General features: G+C 38.2%; 19 protein-coding genes and 1 riboswitch. Of the genes, 13 read left to right on the forward strand and 6 right to left on the reverse strand.

Annotated features, from left to right (window positions below; genetic code table 11):
* The first annotated feature begins 312 nt into the window (after positions 1–312).
* Both MY533_RS01710 and MY533_RS01715 read left to right on the forward strand, forming a co-directional pair.
* Positions 313–1,686 (forward strand): HD domain-containing protein, encoded by a 1,374-nt coding sequence (locus tag MY533_RS01710; protein ID WP_371873289.1) that lies wholly within the window; start codon positions 313–315, stop codon positions 1,684–1,686.
* A gap of 490 nt (positions 1,687–2,176) precedes the next feature.
* On the forward strand, positions 2,177–7,402 hold the full coding sequence (locus MY533_RS01715) for a collagen binding domain-containing protein (RefSeq protein ID WP_248717792.1): 5,226 nt from the start codon (positions 2,177–2,179) through the stop codon (positions 7,400–7,402).
* A gap of 238 nt (positions 7,403–7,640) precedes the next feature.
* Here MY533_RS01715 and MY533_RS01720 read toward each other — a convergent pair whose 3' ends face one another.
* A complete protein-coding gene (locus tag MY533_RS01720) occupies positions 7,641–8,504 on the reverse strand; it encodes an aminoglycoside phosphotransferase family protein (protein ID WP_248717793.1) in 864 nt (287 codons plus the stop codon).
* A gap of 235 nt (positions 8,505–8,739) precedes the next feature.
* Positions 8,740–9,408: a class A sortase gene (locus MY533_RS01725; RefSeq protein ID WP_132360266.1), complete on the reverse strand. Its 669-nt coding sequence runs from the start codon at positions 9,406–9,408 to the stop codon at positions 8,740–8,742.
* A 20-nt stretch (positions 9,409–9,428) separates the two neighbouring features.
* Between MY533_RS01725 and MY533_RS01730 the strand changes: the two genes are divergently transcribed.
* Positions 9,429–9,629, forward strand: a complete 201-nt coding sequence (locus tag MY533_RS01730; protein ID WP_248717794.1) for a hypothetical protein — start codon at positions 9,429–9,431, stop codon at positions 9,627–9,629.
* 82 nt (positions 9,630–9,711) lie between these two features.
* Here the strand turns inward: MY533_RS01730 and MY533_RS01735 are convergent, their stop codons facing one another.
* Positions 9,712–9,897 carry a 2-hydroxymuconate tautomerase gene (locus MY533_RS01735; protein WP_248717795.1) on the reverse strand — a complete coding sequence of 62 codons (186 nt, stop codon included), beginning with the start codon at positions 9,895–9,897 and terminating at the stop codon, positions 9,712–9,714.
* Between the two features lie 165 nt (positions 9,898–10,062).
* Between MY533_RS01735 and MY533_RS01740 the strand changes: the two genes are divergently transcribed.
* Complete coding sequence (locus MY533_RS01740) at positions 10,063–10,578, forward strand: YwhD family protein (protein ID WP_248717796.1); 516 nt, start codon at positions 10,063–10,065, stop codon at positions 10,576–10,578.
* A gap of 345 nt (positions 10,579–10,923) precedes the next feature.
* Here MY533_RS01740 and MY533_RS01745 read toward each other — a convergent pair whose 3' ends face one another.
* Positions 10,924–12,978: a transglycosylase domain-containing protein gene (locus tag MY533_RS01745; protein ID WP_248717797.1), complete on the reverse strand. Its 2,055-nt coding sequence runs from the start codon at positions 12,976–12,978 to the stop codon at positions 10,924–10,926.
* 426 nt (positions 12,979–13,404) lie between these two features.
* On the opposite strand from MY533_RS01745, the gene speB reads away from it, so the two are divergent.
* Entirely contained in the window at positions 13,405–14,277 is an 873-nt protein-coding gene (gene speB, locus MY533_RS01750; RefSeq protein WP_142509221.1) for an agmatinase, read from the forward strand.
* 233 nt (positions 14,278–14,510) lie between these two features.
* On the opposite strand, the gene MY533_RS01755 is transcribed toward speB, so the two are convergent.
* Complete coding sequence (locus tag MY533_RS01755) at positions 14,511–15,227, reverse strand: 3-ketoacyl-ACP reductase (protein ID WP_248717798.1); 717 nt, start codon at positions 15,225–15,227, stop codon at positions 14,511–14,513.
* A gap of 166 nt (positions 15,228–15,393) precedes the next feature.
* On the opposite strand from MY533_RS01755, the gene MY533_RS01760 reads away from it, so the two are divergent.
* The 3 genes from MY533_RS01760 (at position 15,394) to MY533_RS01770 (ending at position 17,612) form a co-directional block, all read left to right on the forward strand.
* The gene (locus MY533_RS01760; protein WP_248717799.1) at positions 15,394–15,768 is read left to right on the forward strand and encodes a winged helix-turn-helix transcriptional regulator; all 375 of its coding nucleotides are present in this window, start codon (positions 15,394–15,396) and stop codon (positions 15,766–15,768) included.
* Positions 15,769–16,287: 519 nt separating this feature from the next.
* Positions 16,288–16,857 carry a TetR/AcrR family transcriptional regulator gene (locus MY533_RS01765; RefSeq protein ID WP_248717800.1) on the forward strand — a complete coding sequence of 190 codons (570 nt, stop codon included), beginning with the start codon at positions 16,288–16,290 and terminating at the stop codon, positions 16,855–16,857.
* Entirely contained in the window at positions 16,854–17,612 is a 759-nt protein-coding gene (locus tag MY533_RS01770) for a type II CAAX endopeptidase family protein (protein WP_248717801.1), read from the forward strand. Before MY533_RS01765 ends, MY533_RS01770 begins: the two co-directional genes overlap by 4 nt.
* 26 nt (positions 17,613–17,638) lie before the next feature.
* Here the strand turns inward: MY533_RS01770 and MY533_RS01775 are convergent, their stop codons facing one another.
* Positions 17,639–18,583 (reverse strand): threonine ammonia-lyase, encoded by a 945-nt coding sequence (locus tag MY533_RS01775; protein ID WP_248717802.1) that lies wholly within the window; start codon positions 18,581–18,583, stop codon positions 17,639–17,641.
* Between the two features lie 205 nt (positions 18,584–18,788).
* Here MY533_RS01775 and MY533_RS01780 point away from each other — a divergent pair, with 205 nt between their 5' ends.
* The 5 genes from MY533_RS01780 to MY533_RS01800 all read left to right on the forward strand — a co-directional run bounded on the left by MY533_RS01780 (position 18,789) and on the right by MY533_RS01800 (position 25,613).
* Positions 18,789–19,220 (forward strand): YwiB family protein, encoded by a 432-nt coding sequence (locus MY533_RS01780; RefSeq protein ID WP_248717803.1) that lies wholly within the window; start codon positions 18,789–18,791, stop codon positions 19,218–19,220.
* Positions 19,220–20,887, forward strand: coding sequence for an arginine--tRNA ligase (gene argS / locus MY533_RS01785; RefSeq protein WP_248719128.1), 1,668 nt, complete (start codon positions 19,220–19,222; stop codon positions 20,885–20,887). Before MY533_RS01780 ends, argS begins: the two co-directional genes overlap by 1 nt.
* A 1,172-nt stretch (positions 20,888–22,059) precedes the next feature.
* Entirely contained in the window at positions 22,060–22,449 is a 390-nt protein-coding gene (locus tag MY533_RS01790; RefSeq protein ID WP_248717804.1) for a MerR family transcriptional regulator, read from the forward strand.
* Positions 22,442–23,944 carry a class I adenylate-forming enzyme family protein gene (locus tag MY533_RS01795; RefSeq protein WP_248719129.1) on the forward strand — a complete coding sequence of 501 codons (1,503 nt, stop codon included), beginning with the start codon at positions 22,442–22,444 and terminating at the stop codon, positions 23,942–23,944. Before MY533_RS01790 ends, MY533_RS01795 begins: the two co-directional genes overlap by 8 nt.
* Before the next feature lies 1 nt (position 23,945).
* Entirely contained in the window at positions 23,946–25,613 is a 1,668-nt protein-coding gene (locus MY533_RS01800; RefSeq protein ID WP_248717805.1) for an acyl-CoA dehydrogenase family protein, read from the forward strand.
* Positions 25,614–25,913: 300 nt separating this feature from the next.
* Positions 25,914–26,097: riboswitch (cobalamin riboswitch) on the forward strand.
* Positions 26,098–26,107: the final 10 nt, after the last annotated feature.

Here is a 26,107-nt window from a genome sequence, read left to right on the forward strand (position 1 = left end):
TAAAACAAAACGCTATCTTCACTAGTCTAGTTGAAGATAGTTTTTGTTTTTTTGGATTTTTAATAGCGACGGAAAGAAGAGTCAGAGCGACGGATAGATCCTCCGGAGTGACGGAAAGAAGAGCCAGAGCGACGGATAGAATCTTCGGAGTGACGGAAAGAAGAGCCACTTCGATGGAAAGAGCGTATAAAGCGGGGGATGGGAAGCTTTACTTTCGCTTCATCGCTTAGAAATTAGGTCAATTGAATCCTAAATTAAGACGAGAATACAGTGAGTTAGGTTGATAGTCTCTATAATTAAAAGTAAATATGTATGCTAGTCCTATATTTATCGCATATAATAGAACAAATAGGAAACGGGGGTGCTGTACAATTGACACATTATGCAAAAGCTAAATTACAAGAAGAAAAAGTATTCAAGGATCCAGTGCATCGCTATGTGCATGTACGGGATCAAGCGATTTGGGATCTAGTTGGTACGAAAGAATTTCAGCGATTACGACGAATTCGCCAGCTTGGTACAACGTTTTTAGTGTTCCATGGAGCGGAGCATAGCCGTTTTAGTCATTCGCTTGGCGTTTACGAAATTGTACGCCGTATAGTAGATGATATATTTGCAGGTCGTCCTGAATGGGATGAGGATGAACGATTGCTTGTGCTTTGTGCAGCCCTATTACACGATTTAGGGCATGGACCATTTTCACACGCTTTTGAAAATGTCTTCGAGCTTGATCACGAATTTTATACAAGGCAAATTTTACTCGGCGATACAGAAGTGAATGCAGTATTGAAAAAAGTATCAGCTGATTTTCCAGAGAAAGTATCACAGGTAATTGAAAAAACATATCCGAATAAGCAGGTTGTCAGTTTAATATCAAGCCAAATAGATGCAGATCGTATGGATTACTTACAGCGTGATGCTTATTTTACTGGCGTAAGCTATGGTCATTTTGATATGGAACGAATTTTAAGAGTGATGCGTCCGCGAAAAAATCAAGTCGTTATTAAGACGACGGGCATGCATGCGGTAGAGGATTATATAATGAGCCGCTATCAAATGTACTTACAAATTTATTTCCACCCAGTATCTCGCAGCGCAGAGGTTGTTTTAAATAATATTTTAAAACGCGCTAAAGAGCTAAGCTTGGCAGGCTATAAATTTAAGCACGAGCCTACACACTTTTTAGCGTTTTTCCGTAACTCAATTACGCTTGAAGACTATCTTGCATTAGATGAAAGTATTCTTTTTACATATTTTCAGCTTTGGATGCAAGAGGAAGATGCTATATTACGTGATTTAAGCCGCCGTTTTGTTAATCGAAAGTTATTTCAGTACATCGATTTAGACCCAGGTGTTGAGTTGGATAAATATCAAAAACTCCAAGAACTCTTCAAGCAAGCTGATTTAAATCCAGAATATTATCTTGTCCATGATACGACGGCAGATCTACCTTATGACTTTTATCGACCTGGAGAGGAAGAAGTGCGTGTTCCTATTTTCTTAGAAATGAAAAATGGAGAGCTACGAGAGCTATCGCGTGAATCTATTATTGTTGATTCCATTTCTGGCCGCATGAAGCGAGATCATAAAGTTTATTTTCCACTAGATTTTTTAGAAGACAACAGTACCCATTCCGATATTAAGAAGAAAATATTAGCTATCCTTCAAGGAAAAGGGAAAAAATAAAAAATTTTTTTTATGTATAAAAATATGTATATAAAATAATCAAATTAAATAGTATTCCAACATACAAATAGTGAAAAACAGTGAATGTACTCTAATTGAGTTACTTTCACTGTTTTTTTGTTGTGTATAAAGATGAAAAAAGTGGAAAAAATATAGAATTTTTTAGAATCTTTTAAATAAAAAGTCCGTGATTGTTTAGAAATTGTTTAGTATTATCTTTTATAATGAGCCAAAAACCCTAAAGGGGGTGAGGCCTATTATTGAATGTGTCACAAAAGTACTATGTATACATTCTAATTGTACATCGAATATACATAAGTCATCATGAATACCTACTCTGAGTACTTAATAGAATGTATGACGACAACTGAATAGGAGGAAAGAGAGATCAACTGATGTTTGTAGCATCCCTTTACAACATGTAGAAAGGATGCACCGTCGTCAGCAAACACCAATAGGTATCCCTCTGAACTTAGAAAAGGAGAGAAACATGAGGAAATTTAAAAAACTTAACATAGCAATAATCTTATTGCTACTCGTATTCCAAACAGTGCTATCACCGATATCAGTGTTTGCGATTGAAGACACCTCTTCAACACCATTAGAGTCTGAGCAACAAGATCATAACCAAGAAATCGGAAAAGATGGTAAAGAATCTAGTGATATTACTAGTAGCACAAATGGAGAAGGTGGCACAGAAGATAAAAATCCAAGTGAGGATGATAAAAATCCGAGTACAGTAGATAAAGATCCAAGTACAGTAGATGAAAGTCCAAGTACAGTAGACAAAGATCCAAGTACAGAGGATAAAAATCAAAGTACAGAAGATAAAAATCCAAGTGAAGATGACCTTAAGGGCGAAGGGGACGATGCTAACAAACCAGTAGAGGGTGAATCACCACAGCCACCGAATGAACAAATAACACCTGGTTTACCTGTTGATAGAGAAGATATTCACTTTAAAGAGAAAATCACTTTAAAAATTAATGGGGCAGAAGTTTCTGGAACATCGGCACAAGGAAAAGTTGGAGATTTTGTAGAATTTAGAGTGGATTTAGGTTTAGCCCCAGGTCACCAGTATAGTGAAGGTTCTACTTTAACTTATACATTGCCGAGTCAATTTGCAGGTCTAAGTGGAGACACACCTTTATATTATCAAGGTGCTTTAATTGGTAACGTAGTTGTTTCAGGGCAAACTGCTACTCTTACATTCACGGATAAAATTCGTGATGAAGCTAATGCGGGTACAATAGTAGAAGATGTTTATTTCACTATTAAAGGTGAACTTCAATCTGTAGGTGATGGTTGGTTACAGAATATTGAAGTGCCAGGATACCAGACGATTGAATTGAATTTTCAACCAGCAAATAGCGGTCAAGTAGTTTCTAAATCAGGTAAAGCAGACCGTGATGGTAAAAATAGTGAATTTATTACTTGGACAGTAGATGTTAATACGAACTTAGATGTGAATAGTAATACTGGTAATACTATATTTACTGACACATTAATTAATCAACATAGCTTCGAAGGCATTCCAACTGTAACAGAATTAAGTATTTCTCCAACGGGAGCTATAACAGAAGGTAAAGAATTAACACCAGCACCACCGACAACTATTAACGATAATACAATGACAATTGACTTACCTAATAAGGAACATACAGGTTACCGTATTACTTATAAAACAAAAGTAGGCGATCCAGGTAATGTTGAAAATGCAAACTTTGGTAACGTTGCTACTTACAATGGAACATCAACAAAACCAATTTATGTGAATGTTGAATTTGGTACACCTTTAGAAAAGTCAAGTTCAGGTCCTAATATTGCTGATTTAACAACGGAATGGAACATTAAATACAACTTTAATAAGCGTAATATTCCAGCAAAACAGGCAATATTATCTGATACATGGGATGAGACACAAATTTTAGTCGGAAATGTAGACGTTTATGAAGAGAATGGCACACTTGTTGCTAAAGAAAAATATAACTTAACTCATAATAGAACAAATGGTTTCGAATTGTCGTTTAATGACGATGTAACTGGAGCATACGTTATTAAATACAAAACTAAGCCTGCCGATGGTGTATATCCGACAACAGAAATTAAAGTAAAAAATACAGTTACTCGTGAGGATGGCTTGGAAAGTATCGCCTATTCTCATTATAAAAAGAATGAACTAGTATTAGACAAATCTGCTCTTGGGGTTGACTACCAAAATAAAACAATCTCGTGGAAGATTGTAGCGAATCAAGCGAAATATGCGTTGAAAGCTGGGACAATATTTGAAGATACGTATGGTGATTCATTACTAAAATTAAAAGATGGTAGTTTAACAGTCACAGTTGATGGTAAGGAGTTTAAAGACTTTACTTTAGATAAAACAGAAGTTGACGGTAAAGAAAAAGGATTTATTCTTAAATTAGAACAGCCTGTTAATGGTGTAATTGAAATTAACTATACAACAGATTATGAAATTAAAGATATTGGTACAAATGATCGTACTTACACGAATACTGTGAAATTGAAAGACACTGGTATATTTACATCAGAGTCGTCTGATTCAGCAACGCAAAAGGTTAAAGAAGAACAAAAAGCAAATGGTAAAAAAGATGGGTATTATAACTATGAAACGAAAACATTCCATTGGGATGTTGAGCTAAACTTTAACTATAATACATTTGAGAATGCAATATTTAAAGATACATTAGATCCATCTCAAGAAGTGACTAGTATTACAGTAACTGAAGGTCAATTAAATGCAGCAGGACAATTTGAACCAGTCTCATCAAAAAATTACACTAATACATCACCTAACAAAAATGAGATCGTGCTCGAATTAGGATCGATTAAAGGACCTTATAAGGTGACGTATACATCAAAAGATGCTGATGGTGTATTCCCACATGGTTCAGACATTACAATTAGTAATAAAGCAGCATTGTATGAAAATACAAGTACTAAGCCTAACGCAGAATGGGAGAAAGATGTATCGGTTTCTCATACTAAGAACATCTTAGATAAAACAGGCAAACAAGTAGGTAATTCTCCGCAAGTTAACTGGAGTTTTAAGTTTAACTATGCACAGTCACAATTAAATAACATCGTTATTACTGACACTGTAGATAAAGACAGCGAAGGTAATCCAAACCAATTGATTTTAAAAGATTCATTTAAAGTATATGAAATGAATTTTACAGGAACTAACCCAACACCGACTCGTGGTAAAGAAATTAGTTTATCAGATGCTAATTTTAACGTTGATATTGAAAAAGGTACGTTTACATTAAAATTACCTAATGGTGATAAAGCATATTACGTTACGTACTCAACAGTATTTATGGGAGCATCAGGTGAGAGTATAAACAACACAGTAGATGTTGCTTATACTAGTACAGATGGTGATCATGGTCAGGATGTATTTAATAAAAACAACTTCACTTATGATGGTGGTGGTAAAGTTGGTAAAGTACCATTCGTCATTATCAAAACAGATGCAGCAACAGGTTTACCAATGGAAAACGTTAAGTTTGACTTACTAGGACCATACACAGGTAACACCGTGTTAGCGTCAAAAACAACAAATGCAGATGGCTATTTAAACTATGGCTTAAAATTAGCGCCAAGTACTGCCGGTAAGAAATATAAAGTAATTGAAGAAACACAGCCAGGCTATGAACCATTAACAAAAGAGTTTGAACTTGATGAAAAAGAAATCGAAACATCAGGTAAGTATGCTGGTTTCCAAGTGATTGAAATTGAAAACAAACCATTAAGTGGTTTAGCATGTAAAAATTTTGGATTAACAGTATACGATATTGACGGTAAATTAGTTAATGGAACAGTGACATTAGTAAGTGAAGCGACGGGTATATCCGAAAATCATCCCGTTGAAAACGGTAAAGTTACTTTTACTCCAGACCAAGTTAAAGCTGGTCAATACGATGTTTATGATTCAAATGGAAATAAGCTAGGTAACATTACAGTGAAATACGATGATAATTGTAAGGATGAAAATGTAATTCAACCAGCACCTAAGTGTGAAAACTTCACAATCGTGGTTGAAGATACAGACGGAAATATCCGTACAAATATTAAAGAGTTAACATTAAAATCAGGTACTACAGAAGTAAAGGCATCAACAGACACATCAGGCAAGTTTATTTTTGAATCAAACAAAAATAATCCTACTAATGGTGTAAAGCCAGGCGAGTATCTGGTGTACGAAGGTAAACAATTCTTAGGAACAGTAAATTTAACGTATACAAAAGATTGTGGGCATGAATTTATCATTAAACAATTACCAAAATGCGAAGAGTTCAAATTAACAGTAAAAGATGTTGATGGTAATAAAATTACGGATAATACTACAAAAATCGTTGTTAAGGATGCTGCCGGTAAAGAAATTATTAATACAACAACTAAGACAGGTGTTATTGTATTACGGGATTTAGACCCAGGTACTTACACAGTTGAAGTTGGTGGTGAAAAAATTGGTACCTTCCAAACAAATATCGAATGTGAAAAATCAATTCAACCAGCACCAAAATGTGAACTATTCACATTAACGGTGAAGGATGAAAATAATAAACCACGTCCGAATGTTAGCAATATCACAATCAAAGATGAAACAGGCGCAATTATTGCTACAAACCAAACGACAAATGAATTAGGGCAAATTACTATTGAGCCTACAAAAATTCCTTCTGGTAAGTATCGTGTATATCAAGGTGATCTGTTCATTGGTCAAATAACAGTTAAATATTCAGAAAGATGTAATGCAGAAATATCAGCAGCACCTGCATGTCCTGAGTTTACATTGACTGTACAAACTAAGTATGGAATGCCTAATGCGAATGCAAAGATCACGGTAAAAGATACTAATGGAAATATCGTTAAAGGTTTAGACAACAGTGAAGTTCTAACAACAAGTATTACTGGAACGGTTGTATTGCCAAACGAAGCTATTAAACAAGGCACGTACTATGTATATGAAGGAAGTAGTTTAATTGGCTCATTTACTGTAAAAGATACATGTTCTGCATTAGTAAAACCAAACCCTGATCCAGGCCCAGGACCAGGCACAGGTCCAAACCCTGATCCAGGCCCAGGACCAGGACCGGGTCCAAACCCTGGCCCAGGACCTGGACCAAAACCAGAACCGGAGAAGCCAGTTGATCCAAACAAGCCAAAACCAGAACCAGAGAAGCCGGTTGATCCAAACAAACCAAAACCAGAACCAGAGAAACCAGTTGATCCAAACAAGCCAGCTCCAGAACCAGAGAAGCCGGTTGATCCAAACAAACCAAATCCAGAACCGGAGAAACCAGTTGATCCAGAAAATCCAGGTAACCCAACAACGGATTCGAAAAATCCAACAAAACCTGGAAAACCATCTGTACAAGAAGTCATTGACCAAGGGAAAGACTTAAAGCCATACAATCCTTCTACAGCAAATAAAGACACTTTAGATGCATATAAGGATTTCCTCGATAAATACAACAAGTTATCTAAAGAGGAACAGGAAGAAGTAGCAAAATCACTTGATATTGACAAAATCAAAGCAGATGCTAAAGAAATGGAAGCGCAGTTAAAGGCGCAAGGTAAACTGCCACAAACAAATGGAGCAAACCAAACAGCTCTTACACTAATTGGTGTGGCTCTCGTTCTAGGTGCATTATTCTTATTGCGTCGCCGCAATACAGAAGTAAAATAATTTTCAAAGTACAGGTAATAATTTGGTAACACTTTCATAAAATGTTACACATTCAATAAAAAGCACGTTACTAAAAACAAAAAGTTTAGTAATGTGCTTTTTTATTTTTGTATAATTTATTAAAGAATTGTATTGGTATGATTATTGTCCAAAAGGAATAACGAGTAAATATCAATTATTAGTATTTAAAGTTAGCCAACCTTTTCTTCCATCACAAACAGAGAAAATCACCAATATTTTATAGTAACCATTTTTTTAATCTCACTAAATTTTCTTCTAGAAATAACGCATTTTTTTCAATTCCTCGACGTTTACACCATCCAATACTATTGAATGCATCTGTAAATCGATAGAAAGGTAATACATTTTCTAAGGCAATTAATGGCTTGATACTGTTATAGCCTTCTTGATATGCATTAAACAAGTTAACATCAACATTTAAAAAATCTCGATACAGTTTGGTAAAATCGATTTCTGTCGAACCAAATCTTACGCTTTCAAAATCTATTATTCCTGAAACTTTGTCATTATCAACAATTATATTTGCTGGACGAAAATCCATATGTACAAAGCTTGGGCCATCTGGAGACGGGAGCTGTTGTTTCATCTTTTCAAATTTTTCAATGGATTTTTTAAATAATTGTTCATCCAAAATGTCCTTTACATCTTCAGCAAAACTATAAAATTGGTGTTCAACAAAATTTGACCAGTTCGTAAATTCATTTTTTATACCCGCTAACACTTTATTTGCAGGAGGACGAGTAGAATGCATTTCAGCATGAAGAACCCCGACTTGGTACGCAACTGATGGTGTAGCCTTAGATGTTAACGGTTTTCCTTTTAATTCAGATAATAAAAAAGCTCCAGCACACTCCGCATCACCAGACCAAAAATCTAACATTACAGGAATGGAAACTCTTCCTTTTAAGATTTCATAAGCTTCTAACTCTCGCTGATACTTCAATTTTGAAAAAGGAATTTTCAAAAAAACATTTTCACTATTAGACAAAGTACATTTATAAACTGTTGAACTAAAGGAGTCTTCAACCTCATTAATTGATACTACCTGCAATCCAAACTGTTGAATGACACGATTTAACATTTAATTTTCCCCTTTTTAATAAAATCCTACCATAGAAATACTCTTGTTTTTTAACAATATCTACATTACAACCTTTCTTCAACAAACCAGCCGTTCGTTAAATAAGGTGCGATTTTACACCCAATTTAATTGATTTTAACAAATATTCCTAAATATAATATTAATCACAAATAAAAGCTAAACTAATGCAGAAATTAGTTTAGCTTAAAAATAACTCGTATTAATGTTTTTTATACTAAAAAGTTTCTGATAGTTTTGCAGGTGCTTGGTCGAACGGATATTGCTCGACAAAATCTGCTTGTACAGCAAGTCGTTTCGTGCCTCTATCAGCGCATGTCACGAGGGTTAAAATAGTTTTATCGGGGATGTCGTTAATAACATAAACATCTGTAGCAGCAATAATTTCCTTGATTGTTATTTTGTACTCATAAATATTTGTTAAATCCGTTAAATAAATCGTATCCCCGATGTTTGCCTTGTATAAGGGGCCAAATAAAATATCTTTTTCCTCAAAGTAATGACCTGCTAATGCGTAGTTTCCTTGACCGAGTTTTTGATTAGGCTTCATAGTGCCTGCTCCAACGGCAAGAGAGGCATTACCAACTCCTTTGACGATAGGAAGTTTCATACCAACACTAGGAACAGCGATGCTACCAATAACAGGCATTTTCTTTGCGGTTGTTTGAGCTTTTAAAACTTCAGCAATGGATAGAGATTGCACCGCTTCAAATTCAAAATCGACATCCGCGTTTTTGTTTTTTTCAATATCGTCTACACTGTAATCAGTTGTATTTAGTTGTTTACTTAAATGAGCGATAATTGCATTTTGAATGGGATTAATAAAAATAAGTAAGAGGCCAATGATGAGCATACAAATGAGTAGTGATAATTTAAATTTATTCATTTCATAGATCACATCCAATATTGAAATTAGAGTTAACGATTGAAGGTCGAGCTCCGCCGCTAAAACAGGGAAAATCGCCGCTAAAAGGTGAAGTTCCGCCGCTAAAACAGGGAGAATCGCCGGTAAAAGGTGAAATTCCGCCGCTAAAACAAGGAGAATCGCCGGTAAAAGGCCAAATTCCGCCGCTAAAACCGAAAAACGAAGCTAACGAAGCAATATAGCTTTCCAAACGTTGCAAGGCACTATAAGGCTACAATACGGTAAAAATGGGTAGAGCTTTATATGCTCTACCCGTGTTACTCTTTATTTATCGCTAAAGCGCACGCCTGCAACACTGTAATGGTTTTTAGACATTTCTTCGATGAAGACTGTTACATTTTCTGGTGGCGCATTAACTGTACGAGAAACGGCTTCTGTTACTTCTTTTACTAGTGCGCGTTTTTGTTCTTCTGTACGACCTTCAAGCATTTTCACTGTTACGTATGGCATAATATTGCCTCCTTTATTGAATAATGTTGTATAGTGTTTATAAGAAAGTATAAACTTCTTACTTGTATTTAGGCATATGCGCAATGCCAGTGTCGTGTTCATTCCGGTGCTAATGCGCTTAACTATGCTTTACTTTTATAATAGCAGAACGGAGGTAGTTAAAGTATGGCAAATGAAGAAAAAGAAAAACAAAAAATGGGCTTTACTATTATTAAAAATGACCCAACAGACGGACATAAGGGATTTGGTATCGGTTCGCTTTCGCTTGAAAACGTATCGCCAGTCATTATCGATATAGAAGAGGGGACGGCATCAGTTGAAATTGGTGCTATGCATGCTCGCAGTGATGTGGAACGAGGTATTAAATTTACGACAGATCGTGCTGATTCAGAAGGTGGGAAACCGTATTGGTTAGTTTGGGTGACGATAGACCATAAAGCGGATGGACCTTACTATGCAGGTGTAACTGCATGTGAAATGGTAGTCAATCGCGAAAAACGTCGGGGCTATAAAATTTTAGCTGATCATGTGAATAAAATGGATAAATCTATGAAACGTCATATTATTGTTGAACATATGGACGCACCATCTAAAAAGGTGTTAGCTTCTTTCCTAGAAGAGCTTAATCCGGACTTGTGGGCACGTAGTGAGGAGCAATTGCGTCAAGATTTATTTGTTTAATAGACCTACAATGATTGAACAATATGTGACATTTTGCGATCGCTTTCGATATAAGGTTGAAAGTGGATTTGAAACAAAGTAAACTTGATGCAGAGCTTACATTTTAGTAAGCTAGGACGCTTGGTTCTGCGAATGTGATGAGCGCTATGCGGCATTTGAACAACCCAAACCCAAGCCAAATGCCCCATGATGCTCATCTACTTCGCGAACCATAAATAAGAAAAGCTTTCTGTTCCCACGGACACGGCTCCGGGGAAGAGAAAGCTTTTCTTTTTCGTATATGTCTGGACTTTGTCGAGAGCCTTCGTTAATTAAAACGTCTATCTCCGATAAAGGTTCCGCATGTTAATCTTTAAAGATGGAGAATGGAAGCATATTCCAGAATTTTCCCCACGTATTCGTATCGAGAATATCGAAGTTTGAACATTTTTCAGTTGGTACATCTTTCGCCTCCATATAAACGAGACGTTGTTTTGGGCAGGCATTTGTTGCTAACTTACCTGATTCAATATCGATGACCGCACCTTTAACGTCTTTAGGCTTTGCAAAATCTTCGTTCTTTGTTCCTTTATTGACAGCCTCCATAAAGTCGATCCAAATTTGCTTTGTAGATGCAGTATCTTCTCTTTCTGTTAGATTTTTTCCTTGGTCATAGCCGTTCCACACGCCAGCAGTTAAGCTAGGTGTAAATCCAATTAACCATTGATCGCTATTTGTAGAGCCAGATTTGGCTGCATACGTATGCGTCATGCGAGAGCGAATGCCAATCCCTGTAGCTGGAGAATAATCACTAAAGACTGGATCGAAAATACCCGTCATCATTTCTGTTAAGATATACGTATTTTCTTTTGATAGAACAGTCTCATCTTCTTTATCAGCTTCCTTATTTTCATAGATGATATCGCCATTCGCATTTTTAATAGAAACAATAGTAGTAGGCGTAGTTTTTTTACCTTGCGATGCTAAAATATTATACGCATTCGTCATTTCATATAATGTTGTTTCAGTCGTTCCAAGCGCGATGGATAAATTGTCCTTAGTACCGATATTCACGTTGAAGCGATCAGCCATATTATGAAATGCTTTAAATCCAATTTCCTCTAAAGTTTTCACAGCGTAAATATTATCTGAAATAGCGATAGCCTGGGCCATTGACATATCATGGTTTGCAAATTTGCCATTAACATTTTTGGGTGCATATGTGGCACGTCCATGATCATAAGTGAAAGTTGTCTCACCTACATCTAAATAGGTTAAAGGTGTATAACCATTCTCTAAAGCTGCTGCATATAAAATAGGTTTAATGGTTGAGCCTGGCTGACGTTTTGCCTGTGTAACTCGGTTAAATGAACTTGTAGCATAGTCACGACCACCAACTAATGCTGTAACAGCGCCTGTTTTGGATTTCATACTAACAAAAGCAGTTTGAAGATCATCATTAGGCATATGTTTGGCTACAGCACCCTCTGCTGCCTTTTGGTGTTCTAGATTAAGAGTTGTTTGGATAGTCCAGCCACCTTCACTAATGTCGAGATTTTTCGATTTCAAAATTTCACTAGCCTCTTGCCATGCTACATCTAGGAAAAATGGTGCTACAGATTTTGCTGCAACCCAGCTATCATTCTTTAAGACAAGTTTTTCACTTTCTGCACGTGTTTTTTCATCTTGCGTAATAGCACCTTGATCAGCCATCAGTTTTAAAATAACGTGTTGGCGATTAGTTGCTTTATCTAGATTGACAATAGGAGAGTAAATACTTGGACCTTTTGGAATTCCTGTTAACATTGCAGCTTCTGCTAATGTTAAATCTTTTGCTGATTTTCCGAAATAAAATCGACTAGCTGCTTCTACGCCGTACATACCATGTCCGTAGTAAACAGTATTTAAGTAGCCTTCCAATATTTCATCTTTATCATAAAAAACTTCTAATCTATAAGCATACAGTGCTTCATTTAATTTTCGTGTCCATGATTTTTCATGTGAAAGATATAGATTTCGAGCGTATTGTTGCGTAATTGTACTTGCTCCTTGAACTTTACCTCCAGCCTTAAGATCAACTAATATTGCACCAGCGATACGAGAAAAATCAAAACCGCTGTGCTTATAATAATCTTTATCCTCAACAGCGACTACCGCTTTTGCTAAATAGGGGGACATCTCATCACGCCCAACCCAATAACGTCGTTCATTCGTAAAGTGATCTCCGATTTGGTTCTCATTTTCATCTAAGAAAATAGACGCTTTAGGTACGGTTAAAGGTGGGGCACCAGCCACTTGAACATAGACGCGTAAAGCTATAAATGCTACTACAATTGCAGATGTAAAGGCGATAAAAAGGGTAAGAACTTTACGCGTACGCTTTACACGCTTTTGTTTACGTTGATAGCTTTTTCTTTGCATCCGACTTCACCTCGTTTTCTCACACTTGCGTATAGTATGTGTCTGAACATTCGTATTTAATCGAAATTATTGGTAAAAACTATTGCACTTTATTCAAAAACATCTATACTTTTTTTGTACTGTTTGAAATGCTAGTGTTCGACAAAAAAAACACTTTGTAGATTTTAATCGAATTTTGCTAGACGTTCCAATAATGTATACGAGGATACAAGGATAGAGGTTTCATTACATTCCTGTAAGTCCTTAATAGAGTAATGATAAAAGGTTCATCCTATTGAAGGATTTGAATGACATTTGCTAGAACAGATGTCATATCAATAAGGTGATTGGAGTATGAGGATGGGAGCTCCAGAAATGCCCAGAACGGATATCAACTCTAGTGGTGAAAATGAATGTAATAATTTTTTATATAGTGGAGGTTGAGTAATGAGATTTGATGAAGCTTATTCAGGAAACGTTTTTATAAAAAGTCATCCTACATATGAGGATGCTCAGGCGGTCATTTATGGTATGCCAATGGACTGGACAGTTAGTTATCGTCCGGGTTCACGTTTTGGTCCACAGCGTATCCGTGAAGTATCTATTGGGCTAGAAGAATATAGTCCATATTTAGACCGTGAGCTAGATGAAGTGAAATATTTTGATGCGGGTGATATACCGTTACCATTCGGTAATGCACAGCGCTCATTAGATGAAATTGAAAAGTATATCGAGAAGCTTTTAGCAGACGGCAAGATTCCTGTAGGTATGGGTGGCGAACATTTAGTATCGTGGCCTGTTATGAAAGCTGTATCTGCAAAATACGATGATCTAGCAATTATCCACTTCGATGCACATACAGACTTACGTGTGGAATATGAAGGGGAGCCACTTTCTCACTCAACGCCGATTCGTAAAATTGCTGAACATATCGGACCAAAAAATGTCTATTCATTTGGTATTCGTTCAGGAATGAAGGAAGAGTTTGAATGGGCAAAGGAGAATGGCATGCACATTTCAAAATTTGAAGTGCTAGAACCATTAAAAGAAGTATTGCCGTCTTTAGCAGGACGTAATGTTTACGTAACAATTGATATAGATGTACTTGATCCCGCACATGCACCTGGTACAGGAACAGTAGATTGCGGAGGGATTACATCAAAAGAATTACTAGCGTCAATCCATGCGATTGCAGCAAGTAACGTCAATGTTGTGGGCTTTGACCTAGTTGAAGTAGCACCAATTTACGACTCATCTGAAATGACAGCAAATACAGCTTCTAAATTGCTAAGAGAAATGATTTTGGGCTGGATTAAATAAAACCAGAAACACTAAATAATGCATTCTGCGACGAAAGTGAAACGCCAGTCGCCAATACAGCTTCTAAATTGCTAAGAGAAATGATTTTGGGCTGGATCAAATAAGTAAGGGTCTTCGAAATGAAGCGATTGGAACGGGGTTAGCGATATGCTAGCCCCGTTTTCCTTATCCTTTTCATGATAAAAAAGAAGACGCCATCCAAAGATAGCGCCTTGATATTTCGAATAGTTCTATTAAGGGTTCGTTGACCAAAGTCCAGCATGCTTTAATACAACACGTGGATGAAGTTTAAGCTGAGCAACCATTAAATCTGCTAAATCTTCTGCTTGCATTACTTTTTCTGGATTGCCATCTGTTAAGTTAAGCTCAACCGCCATATCCGTAGCAACTGTACTTGGCGTTAATGTTGTAACGCGAATGTTTTTCTTACGCACTTCAAGCATTAATGATTCACTTAGTCCGATAACCGCAGCTTTTGAAGCCGAGTATGCACTTGTAATCGGTGCACCTTTTTGACCAGCTGTTGATGAGATATTAATGATGTCGCCTGTGTTGCGCTCTAGCATCTCCGGTAATACAGCACGTGTTGTGTAGTACACACCTTTTACATTGACATCGATAATATTTGTCCACTCTTCAGGTGTTAAGTCCATGAAGTTACCGAATTTTGAAATTCCGGCATTGTTTACTAAAATGTCGATGGCGCCAAGCTCTCCGCGAATAGATTCAACGGCTGTAGTAATAGAGTCTAAATCCGCCACATTTGCCACAGCGATTGCAACCTTCACATCATACTGCTTAAGTTCCTCTGCAACTTGTTGTAAATTTTCAAGAGTACGTCCAACAAGACCTACGTGAATACCTTCTTGCGCAAAAGCTACTGCTGTTGCACGTCCGATTCCACGCCCAGCTCCTGTAATTAACGCTACTTTTCCTGCGATTGTTTGCATGTTTTTTTGCTCCTTCGGTTGAGATAATTTTATTTAGACGAAAAAATAGATTAAGATTTGTCTTTAAGACTATCCTCATTTTACTACGGTTTTATACATTGTGAAGAGTGCACTTTTTAGTGCGGAGGTTACTAAAAGTTACTTATATGAAAAGGGAGTTAGCTCTATGTCAGATAAATTAAGAGAAGAGATAAAAGAGAGAATATTAAATAACGATTACCATTGTGAAAAAGAACTTACATTATCAATCATTAGTGGTAAATGGAAGGTCGTCATTCTGTGGCATTTAGGCGTCGAAGGACCACATCGTTTCAGTGAGCTTCAAAGACTTTTTCCGAAAATATCACATAAGATATTATCAAACCAATTACGTGAACTGATGGAAGATGGAATTGTTCACCGAGAAGTGTTTCCAGAAGTCCCTCCGAAAGTTGAATATTCCATGACAGAACTAGGGATGACGTTATTACCAATCGTTGAGATGATGTATGAATGGGGAAAAAATAGAATCAATCAAATTAAACAAGAAAGCAATAACTAGGTCATTTAGGATAATTTACATTGCTGGTTTTTAATTTTGATACACAAGCTGTTCGGGATGGTAGAACTTCCCTTGACTGTTAACGTCTTCTTTGTAAAAGGGGTGAGCTAAAATGGGCGTTTGGTATTTCTTAATCTTATTTATAGGGCTATTTTTCGTAATTAAAGGAATATTTATGAAAAAGCAATCTTTGTTAATAAAGAAAATTAGTTTTGTATTTGTAGGATTATTATGTATTTCATGCTCAATATTTATGTTTTCGCCAGGTAGTGCAGAAATAATTTCGGAGTTGTTAAATTTAAAATAACGAATATCTGGGGCTATAAGTGGGGAAGCGTAATAAGCTCACTTTTAGCCTTTTTCATTCCAGACATCCATAGTATTGGGAGTTTACGGCTCATTTATAAAGTGAGCTTTTTTTATTCTTGGCATTTTTTTGAATACTTTATTGACATTGGAAGGGGAATACTGTTACATTATAGGTAACTAGTGTTACCTATTAAAAGGAGGCAAATTTTTTTGGCACCAAAAGAGCGGTTTACAGAAGAAATTTTAATGGATTGTGCTTTTGAAATGGCTAGGAAGAGTGGGATTGATAGTGTTAATGCAAGAGATTTAGCAAAAGAATTAGGTTGTTCGACAAAGCCTATATTTCGATTATTCTCGAGTATGGACGATTTAAAGTATGCAATATATGAAAGGGCTAGCGATCTATACAACGAAAGAATGTTTCAGGGCTTGCAAGAAAGTTCTTTTTTAGGAATGGGGTTAGCTTATATTAATTTTGCTCGCGAGGAAAAAAAGTTATTTGAGCTGTTATTTCTCTCCAACAAATATAAGATCACGAGCTTTTTGGAATTAGTAAATGATGTAGAAAACCAAGGAATTATAGCATTAATTTCTAAATTAACAGGGTTAACTCAAACCTCTGCTAAATCTCTATTTATCGATATATGGTTAACTACGCATGGTATAGCGACAATGTGTGCGACGAATACTTGCGATTTAGACAGCTCGGAAATTGAGAGTATTTTAAAAGATGTTTTTGAAGGCGTTAAACTAAAATTATTGAATGGAGAGAATAAATGAAAATAAAAAATTCACCTATTCTTTTATCGATACTATTTACTTTGCTTGCGCTTGTTTTTCCTTTCGTAGCTGGTGTAATTATAGCTGTCAAACATATAAGTAGCTTAAGCTCTATAGTTTTAATTCAATTTATTGCCTTTGCAGCTGGTGTACTAGTTACTCTTTGGATCATGAAAAAAAGTAGATTCTCTTTCCAAGATTTCGGATTTAGAAAGTTTAAAGCAGAGGCGTGGATAGCGGTTATCATTGTTTCTGAGCTGGCTACATTCTTGAACGGTATTACTGATAAAGATGGTTTTTCTGCGCAGTATGTATTTATTTTACTGCTATTTGTTATTGCTGTTGGTTTTTGTGAAGAGCTTATTTTCCGAGGCCTAGTTTTCAAATATTTATCAGCAAAAGGGCTTAAAATGGCTATTATAGGTTCTTCAATTTTATTTGGTATTGGTCATTTTACAAATTTACTTTCCGGTCAGGATTTTTTAATGACATTACTACAGGTTACTTATGCATGCCTCTTTGGGCTAGTTTGTGCAGAAATTGTAGCAAAGACAAAAAGTATTATTTTCCCGATTGTCTGGCACGCTACGCATGATTTTATTGCATTTTTGACCGATAGTGAGCAGAATGTTCTTTCTGTTTCTATTTATGTCCTTCATTGTTTAGTGTTAATGGGTCTCGCAATTTATTTCTGGAGAGCTTTATTTCCTAAAAAGGCTGTTATGAATTTAAAAAATCCTGAGAGTTACGTTTAAACGACAAGCAAAAAAGCATCTACTCATTAAATTTGAGTGGATGCTTTTTTGAATCCGACATTTCCTCCAGAAATAAGGAAGCACACTTTTTCATTTTTACGAATAGGTAAAATTCCTTGTAGGGCAGCGCCAATGCCGATAGAAGAGGAAGGCTCTGCGATAATTTTACCCTCGGAGAAGAAGGTTTTCATCCCGCGTTGGATCAAAGCCTCATCTACACTTACAACCTCATCGACGAGCTCCTGAACAATTGGGAAGTTCCGTTCTCCGGGCTGTAAAGTTAGTAGAGCATCAGCCAAAGATTTGTGTTCCGCTAAAAGCAATCTTTCGCCTGCCTCTAAGCTTTTTGTATAACGCGAAACAACAGCAGGTTCCACACCAATTATGTTGATATGAGGGGCTATGGATTTGACAGCTGTTGCAACGCCACTAATTAATCCACCACCGCCAATAGGAACAACAATAGTATCGACTTCAGGAAGCTGTGCTACTATTTCCAAACCTACTGTTCCTTGTCCTGCCATAATATCGTAATCATCATAAGGATGTATGTTGCAATAGCCATGATCACGACTAAGTTTTTCAGTTAGGACATGTCTTTCTGCCAGCTTACACTGTACAACTTCTGCACCTAAGGCAAGTATTCCATCAACCTTAACGCTAGGAGCTGAATCCGGTAGAACAATGGTCGCCATACTATTTAATAGCTTGGCAGCATAGGCAACACCTTTACCATGATTACCAGAGGATGCAGCAACTACGCCTTTTTGTAGTTGTTCTAGTGGAATGGAAAGCATTTTATTGAGAGCCCCTCGAAGCTTAAAGGAGTTTGTTTTTTGCAAATTCTCAGCTTTTATGTAGACGTGACATCCTAAAAGCTGATCGAGCCCATTTAATCGAATAATAGGTGTTTCAAATATATAAGGAGAAATTCTTCGTTTAGCAGCATGAATTTGTTCAAGTGTTAACATAAGCAACCCTCATTTCGATAAGGAGTTTGAAAATTCAAACTTTATAATATAACTGTAGATTTACAGGGAAATTGTGTCAATACTTAAATGGTAAGTAATTCTGAACAAACATCGGATAGAATACTTACTTCTACCTTGAAAAAATATGAGGATTCATCCTATAATAAAAAGGTTATAGTAAAAACAATAAAAGGGAGCGTCCATAATGGCGAACGAAGCAAGATCGCAGGTGAACATTAAGCTCATTTCTAGGATTCACCCGATTGATGGGGAGTCTGAAAGTTATGAAATGTGGCTGACAGGGCAGCTACTTGAAAAAGCAGGAAGCATATATTTGAAATATGAAGAGGTGCAGGAGGATAAAACCATCCGCACAACTATGAAGCTAGGCAATGAACAGGCATTAATTATGCGTAATGGAGCAGTAAAAATGCGACTACCACTTAACATAATTGAACAACAAATGGGTCATTATGAGAGTGATTTCGGTTCAATGCCACTCGTCATTGACACGAAAAAAATGACATTTACAAAGCAGGCAGTAAGCGGAGATTTCCATGTACAGTACGATTTACTAATGGGTGGGCAATCCGTTGGCAATTATACATTAGACATTACATTTACGGAGGTACAATGATGAACGCAGTAGAACAAGTACAACAAGCCATTAAAACAGCGATTGCGCAGGCTGTTGAAAAAGCTGGCTTAGTCGAGGCTGGCACACATTTAAATATTCACCTTGAAACACCGAAGGATAAAGCAAACGGAGATTATGCAACAAATATTGCTATGCAATTAACGAAATTAGCAAAAAAACCACCTCGTGCAATTGCAGAAGCTATTTTGGATAATCTTGACACAGCAGGCACAGATATCGAGAAAATCGATATTGCTGGTCCTGGCTTCATGAATATTACTGTGCGTAAAGATTTCTTATCAGGTGTAGTAAAAGCAGTACTTGAGCAAGGTGCTGATTATGGTCGTTCTAATGCTGGCGCAGGAGAAAAAATTCAAATTGAATTCGTATCTGCGAATCCAACCGGTGATCTACATTTGGGTCATGCACGTGGAGCTTCTGTAGGGGATTCATTATGTAACGTGCTAGATATGGCAGGTTACGAAGTATCTCGTGAATACTACATTAATGACGCGGGTAACCAAATTAATAATTTAGCGTATTCACTAGAAGCGCGTTATAAGCAAGCTTTAGGAATGGATGCTGAGATGCCAGAGGACGGCTACCACGGTCAAGATATAATTGAAATCGCTGGTAAACTAGCAGGCGAGCATGGCGATGCAATTTTAGCAAAATCTGCTGAAGAACGTTTTGCATTCTTCCGTCAACATGGTTTAGCGTTAGAATTAGACAAGTTAAAAACAGACCTAGCAAACTTCCGTGTAAACTTTAATGTGTGGTATTCAGAAACTTCACTATACGAAAACGGCAAAATCGAAGTAGCGTTAGATAAACTGAAAGCAAATGGTCATGTATTTGAAGAAGACGGTGCTACTTGGTTCCGTTCAACAACATTTGGTGACGATAAAGATCGCGTGTTAATTAAAAACGATGGTTCTTTCACATACCTGACTCCAGATATCGCCTACCATGAGGACAAAATTGTACGTGGCTTCGATAAATTAATTAATATTTGGGGAGCTGACCACCACGGCTATATCCCACGTATGAAGGCTGCTATTCAGGCGCTTGGCTACGACCGTGATACACTTGAAGTAGAAATCATCCAAATGGTTCAACTTTATAAAAACGGTGAGAAGTTCAAAATGTCTAAACGTACAGGAAACGCTGTTACAATGCGTGAGCTTGTAGAAGAGGTTGGCTTAGATGCAGTTCGTTATTTCTTCGTGAAAACGGCGGGCGATTCTCACATGGACTTTGACCTTGATCTTGCTGTATCTCAATCAAATGAAAATCCAGTGTATTATGCACAATATGCGCATGCACGTATTTCTTCCATTTTACGCTCAGCGAATGAGCAAGGCTTTGCTGCAACAACAGATCATTTAACGCTGTTAACTGCAGAAAAAGAAATTGATTTACTGAAAAAAGTGGGCGACTTCCCGAAAGTGGTAGCAGATGCAGCGAAGCACCGTACACCACACCGTATCGCCAACTACATTCAAGAAACAGCAGCTGCATTCCACAGCTTCTATAACGCTGAAAAAGTGTTAGATGCTTCAAATAAAGAGCTAACAGAAGCTCGTTTAGCCCTTATTACTGCTGTACGTACAACAATTGCCAACGCACTACGCTTAATCGGCGTATCTGCACCGGAAAAAATGTAATAATCGTCTTTCTAGCCCCCGGCACAATCATGTGCCGGGGGTTTTTTGTTTTAGAAAGCAAGAGCGGTTGAGGCGAGGGAAAGAGTGGCCGGGTTGAGGGGAAGATTCTGGGGCGACGGAAAGAGCAGCTGGGGTGACGGAAAAATTTGAAGCGACGGAAGGAGCAGCCGGAGCGACGGAAAGAATAGTCTAAGTGACAGAAAGAATATGAAGCGACGGAGGGAGCAGCCAGGGCGACGGAAGGAACAGTCGAAGCGACGGAAGGAACAGTCGAAGTGACGGAAGGAACTGTCGAAGTGACGGAAAGAATCTGAAGCGATGGAAGGAGCAACCGAAGCGACGGAAGGAACCGCCGAGGCGACGAAAAGAATAGTCGAAGCGACGGAAGAGACAGCCCAAGTGACGGAAGGAACCACCAGAGCGACAGAAAGAATCTGAAGCGACGAAAGGAGCAGCCGGGACGACGGAAAGAATAGTCGAAGCGATGGAAGAAACAGCCGAAGTGACGGAAAGAACCACCAGAGCGACGGAAAGAATTTGAAGCGACGGAAGGAGCAGCCGGAGCGACGGAAGAGATAGCCAAAGTGACGGAAAGAACCGCCAGAACGACGGAAAGAATCTGAAGCGACGGAAAGAGCAGCCGGGGCGAGGGAAAGAATAGTCGAAGCGACGGAAGAGACAGCCCAAGCGACGGAAAGAACCGCCAGAACGACGGAAAGAATTTGAAGCGACGGAAGGAACCGCCGAGGCGCCGGAAAGAATAGTCGAAGCGACGGAAAGAACAGTCGGAGTGACGGAAAGAATCTGAAGCGACGGAAAGAGCAGCCGGGGCGAGGGAAAGAATAGTCGAAGCGATGGAAGAGACAGCCCAAGCGACGGAAAGAACCGCCAGAACGACGGAAAGAATCTGAAGCGACGGAAAGAGCCGCTTAGGCGACGGAAAGAATAGTCGAAGCGACGGAAGAGACAGCCAAGCGACGGAAAGAACCCCCAAAAAACATGAATAGAACCCCCAATATCATGGATAGAACCATTAAAGTGCCAGATAAAATCCCTGAAATAATTAGATTCATCTCTCTAAAACTTAAATTTTCTGCAAAATTCAGAAATCTTGTTGTAGTTTACGTTAGCGTCAATGATATACTGATGAAAAACGGAAAGGGGAGATGGTGTTGAAGACGATTCAAGAAGTGGCTAAGGAGTTTGATGTTTCAACACGGACAATTCGTTATTATGAGGAACTAGGGCTGCTTAAACCTAATCGATCATCTACTAATCAGCGAACCTTTTCAAAAAAAGAATTAGCGAAGCTTAAGCTTATTTTCCGAGGGAAGCGGTACGGTTTTTCACTTGAGGAGATCAAGGAGATGGTATTGCTGTTTGATGATGATCGCACGGGCATTCAGCAGTTGGAGCGCACGGTCGAATATGGGGAGGAAAAAATACAAGAAATTGATAGCAAAATTGCAGAGCTTGTACAGATGAAAAAGGAGTTACAGCAATTACAAGGCATATTTACAGAAAAATTAGCGACTTTAAAGGGAGAGATGCATGATGAATAGTTCGAATTTATTAGCACGTAATGCGCGAAAGTACCCTATGAGTGAAGCGGTTGTTTGTCAGGGCAGACGTGTGACTTATCGTGATTTAGATGAGCAAGTGACACGTCTTAGTCATGCTTTGTTAGAGCAGGGGGTCTGGCAAGGTGACAAAGTTATTATTTTTATGCCAAATGTTGTAGAGTTTGTTGTTAGCTATTTTGCTATTCAGCGCATTGGAGCCATTGTCGTTCCGGTAAATGCGAAATTTACGCTGCGAGAGGTTGAGTATGTAGCGCAGCATGCTGATGCTAAAGCTATTCTCGTGCATGAGGCAATTTTTGCAGCAGTTGAAAACATCACGATAGTTCCTTTAAAAATCAAAACAGGTCAAGAGAAGGCTGGTTGGCTAAATTATGAATCGCTTATTCAACATGCAAGCAGTCAAACAATTGATTGCCAATTGAATGAAGATGACGTTTCAACGATTTTATATACGTCGGGTACAACGGGAAAACCAAAGGGCGTGTTGTTTAGCTATCGCAATATTTTAACTGTAGCGCAAATGATTGCAATAGAAATGGAAGTAAAGCCAGAAAGTCGGATTCTTCTTATGATGCCATTGACGCATTCAGCTCCATTACATTTATTTTTAATGGCAGGAGTACTTGTAGGCTCGACCAATATACTAGCGCCAACATTTACACCTGATTTATTGATAGATTCAATCGAGCAGGAACGGACAACGCATTTCTTCGGAGCTCCTGTTGCTTATTTGTTAACCGCCCAAATGCCAAGATTGCAAACAGCTGATCTATCATCGATGAAATGGTGGGTTTATGGTGGAGCGCCGTTATCGCAAAATGAAATTCGCTTTATCCAAAAAGCTTTCCGAACGGATCATGTAACCTGTGTCTATGGATTAACAGAGGCTGGTCCAAATGGTTCAATATTGTTTGGTGAAGAGCATGTAACGAAGGCGGGGAGCATCGGTCGGCGTGCACCACTTGGGGCGGAGCTACGGATTATTAACGACAATGGAGAAGATGTCAGTGTGGGTGACGTAGGAGAAATCGTGCTATTCGGTGAAGGTAATATGCTGGGCTATTACAAGGATGATGTTGCCACAAAGGGTGCATTTATAGATGGGTGGCTGAAAACAGGTGACCTAGCTCGCATAGATGAGGACGGCTATATTTGGATTGTTGATCGTAAAAAGGATGTTATTTTTTCAGGTGGTGTGAATATTTATCCGAAAGAAATAGAAGATCGTATGTTGTGCTATGAGGGGATATTTGAAGTGGCTGTGATCGGTGTACCACATCCGGAGTGGGGAGAAACGGTGAAGGCCGTTTATGCCGCTAAAACGGAAACTGACGAGGACGAACTTAAAGCTTATTTGGAGGAGCATCTTGCTAAATATAAAATTCCACGCATCTTTGAACGTGTGGAAGCGTTACCACGAAATGCATCGGGCAAAATACTAAAACAATCCTTGAAGGGACAAGGGGTGAGATAGCATGAAAGTTTTACAGCGGGAAGAAATGAAAACAACAAACTTTTTTAACGAAAATGATACACTTCATAAAGTTTTAGAAATGATGCTAGATAAAGAGTTTGTTGACTATGCAAAACGTGAGCTAACAGATTTTGGTGAACTTTGTGCTGGAGATATTGATGTGAGAGCTAAGCATACTGATAGGGAGGGTGAACCTCGATTACAAAGGTATAATGCCTATGGTGAAGAAGTGTCAGAGGTTTGGGTCAATGATGGCTATAAAAGAACAATTGAAGAGACATACAATACCGGCATTGTTGGCTATGTGCATAAGGATATTCCGCAATTAGGTAGAAAGGGTAACTATGTCTATAGCTTTGCCCAAGGCTATATACTGTCACATGCTGAGCCAGGCTTTTACTGTCCTGTTACGTTAACAATGGCAACGGCTTATCTCCTTGATCATTATGCAAGTGATGAGGTGAAGGCGCGCTTTTTACCACATGTTTGTGCAACAGGAGAGACAGAGCTATATGAGGGGGCTACGTTTTTAACGGAGCGTCAAGGTGGCTCTGATGTTGGAGCGAATGTTGTGAAGGCAAGACAGGACGGCAATCAGTATCGTTTATATGGGGAGAAATATTTTGCATCTAACGCAGGAATGTGTGGAGTAACTATGGTATTGGCGCGCATGGAAGAGGCTCAGGAGGGTTCAAAGGGCTTAACATTGTTTGCAGTTCCATGGCGAAATGAGGATGGTACAGTTAATAACCTGCGCATTCGCCGTTTAAAGGATAAACTTGGCGTTAGAGCAGTACCTTCTGGTGAGGTGGAATTTGATGGTGCATTAGCATATGTTGTCGGTGACCCAAATAAAGGGATTTACTATATGCTGGAGGCACTTAATTTATCGAGAATTTGCAATGCGGTTGCTTCTATCGGCATAATGCGCCGCGGTTATTTAGAGGCGAAGCATTATGTGACAAATCGTCATGCCTTTGGTAAACCTTTAACACAATATCCCATGATCCAGGATACACTAGGGAAATTCGGTGCCAAGCTTCATGTAGAAGTTGCCACTGTTTTTGATCTTATTCAGCTGTACGATAAAGTAACTAGTGGGCTTGGGATTAAAGAAGATATTATTTTAAACCGTTTGTATATTGCGATCATGAAAAAAGAAACGGCAGAGCAAGCTGTACATTATGCTAGTGAAGCCATTGAATTACATGGCGGAAACGGCTATATTGAAGATTTTGTTACACCTCGGTTATTAAGAGATGCACAAGTACTTACTGTATGGGAAGGGACTGCGAATATTTTAGCTTTAGAGCTCATTCGCTTAGTTGATAAGTTTCATGCGCACGAAATGTTTGTTCGTGTCATGGAAGAACGTCTAGAAAAACTAGCTGACAGTCCATTAGTTGAAATTGTTGTGGATCAATTAGCAAAACTAGATTCAACTTTGCAAACATTTAGCCGTTTAGATGATGCAACAAAATCGTTTGAAGCAAAAAAGGTCGCAGAGAAAATGGCGCATTTATATGAAAGTGTGGTAGCAGTCGAATGGGCACAAAAATTCGGCGGCAAATATGAGAAGCTAGCAGATATTTATTTAGAGAATACATGGGCATTGCGAGAAATGGGTGCACCAATGAAAACGGTACAGTATTTTTCAGATATAGTTTAACTTAGTTCGGTAGTGTCCAAATAACCTGCTGAAATAGAGGAACTCAGTCTAAGAACGCCACGTCCTGTGGCGATGACTGAGTGACCAACATCATATTGGCGAATGTCACTGAATCGGAAAGATGTTCACATAGGATGTTAGCCTAAAATCATCGCATCCATGCAATAACGGCTAACTGACCTGCATCACGCAGGCCTAAGCACAAAGCCAATCCCGGACGCAATTATGCCAAGGCGTAATGGATTGTATAGAAGTCGTCTCGAATGGAGGCGACTTCTTTCATTTTCATGTATAATAAAATCAACTGAATATTATAAAGGTTCTTTACTTAAGTAAAGTGAAAAGGGAAATCGGTGTAATTCCGATGCGGTCCCGCCACTGTATGTGTGAGTTTTTTCAATCTGCGCCACTGAAAATTTCGGGAAGGCTTGAAAAAGCGTATGAAGCACGAGCCAGGAGACCTGCCTTTATAGAAAACACGTTGTAGCCTACGA

The organism is Lysinibacillus sp. Ag94 (genome assembly GCF_023242215.1).
GTDB lineage: Bacteria > Bacillota > Bacilli > Bacillales_A > Planococcaceae > Lysinibacillus.

Bases quoted from the DNA above. Each gene is read 5' to 3' on its own strand.
- MY533_RS01710 (WP_371873289.1), top strand. From the start codon at position 313: ATGCTAGTCCTATATTTATCGCATATAATAGAACAAATAGGAAACGGG.
- MY533_RS01715 (WP_248717792.1), top strand. From the start codon at position 2,177: ATGAGGAAATTTAAAAAACTTAACATAGCAATAATCTTATTGCTACTC.
- MY533_RS01720 (WP_248717793.1), bottom strand. From the start codon at position 8,504: ATGTTAAATCGTGTCATTCAACAGTTTGGATTGCAGGTAGTATCAATT.
- MY533_RS01725 (WP_132360266.1), bottom strand. From the start codon at position 9,408: ATGAATAAATTTAAATTATCACTACTCATTTGTATGCTCATCATTGGC.
- MY533_RS01735 (WP_248717795.1), bottom strand. From the start codon at position 9,897: ATGCCATACGTAACAGTGAAAATGCTTGAAGGTCGTACAGAAGAACAA.
- MY533_RS01740 (WP_248717796.1), top strand. From the start codon at position 10,063: ATGGCAAATGAAGAAAAAGAAAAACAAAAAATGGGCTTTACTATTATT.
- MY533_RS01745 (WP_248717797.1), bottom strand. From the start codon at position 12,978: ATGCAAAGAAAAAGCTATCAACGTAAACAAAAGCGTGTAAAGCGTACG.
- speB (WP_142509221.1), top strand. From the start codon at position 13,405: ATGAGATTTGATGAAGCTTATTCAGGAAACGTTTTTATAAAAAGTCAT.
- MY533_RS01755 (WP_248717798.1), bottom strand. From the start codon at position 15,227: ATGCAAACAATCGCAGGAAAAGTAGCGTTAATTACAGGAGCTGGGCGT.
- MY533_RS01760 (WP_248717799.1), top strand. From the start codon at position 15,394: ATGTCAGATAAATTAAGAGAAGAGATAAAAGAGAGAATATTAAATAAC.
- MY533_RS01770 (WP_248717801.1), top strand. From the start codon at position 16,854: ATGAAAATAAAAAATTCACCTATTCTTTTATCGATACTATTTACTTTG.
- MY533_RS01775 (WP_248717802.1), bottom strand. From the start codon at position 18,583: ATGTTAACACTTGAACAAATTCATGCTGCTAAACGAAGAATTTCTCCT.
- MY533_RS01780 (WP_248717803.1), top strand. From the start codon at position 18,789: ATGGCGAACGAAGCAAGATCGCAGGTGAACATTAAGCTCATTTCTAGG.
- argS (WP_248719128.1), top strand. From the start codon at position 19,220: ATGAACGCAGTAGAACAAGTACAACAAGCCATTAAAACAGCGATTGCG.
- MY533_RS01795 (WP_248719129.1), top strand. From the start codon at position 22,442: ATGAATAGTTCGAATTTATTAGCACGTAATGCGCGAAAGTACCCTATG.
- MY533_RS01800 (WP_248717805.1), top strand. From the start codon at position 23,946: ATGAAAGTTTTACAGCGGGAAGAAATGAAAACAACAAACTTTTTTAAC.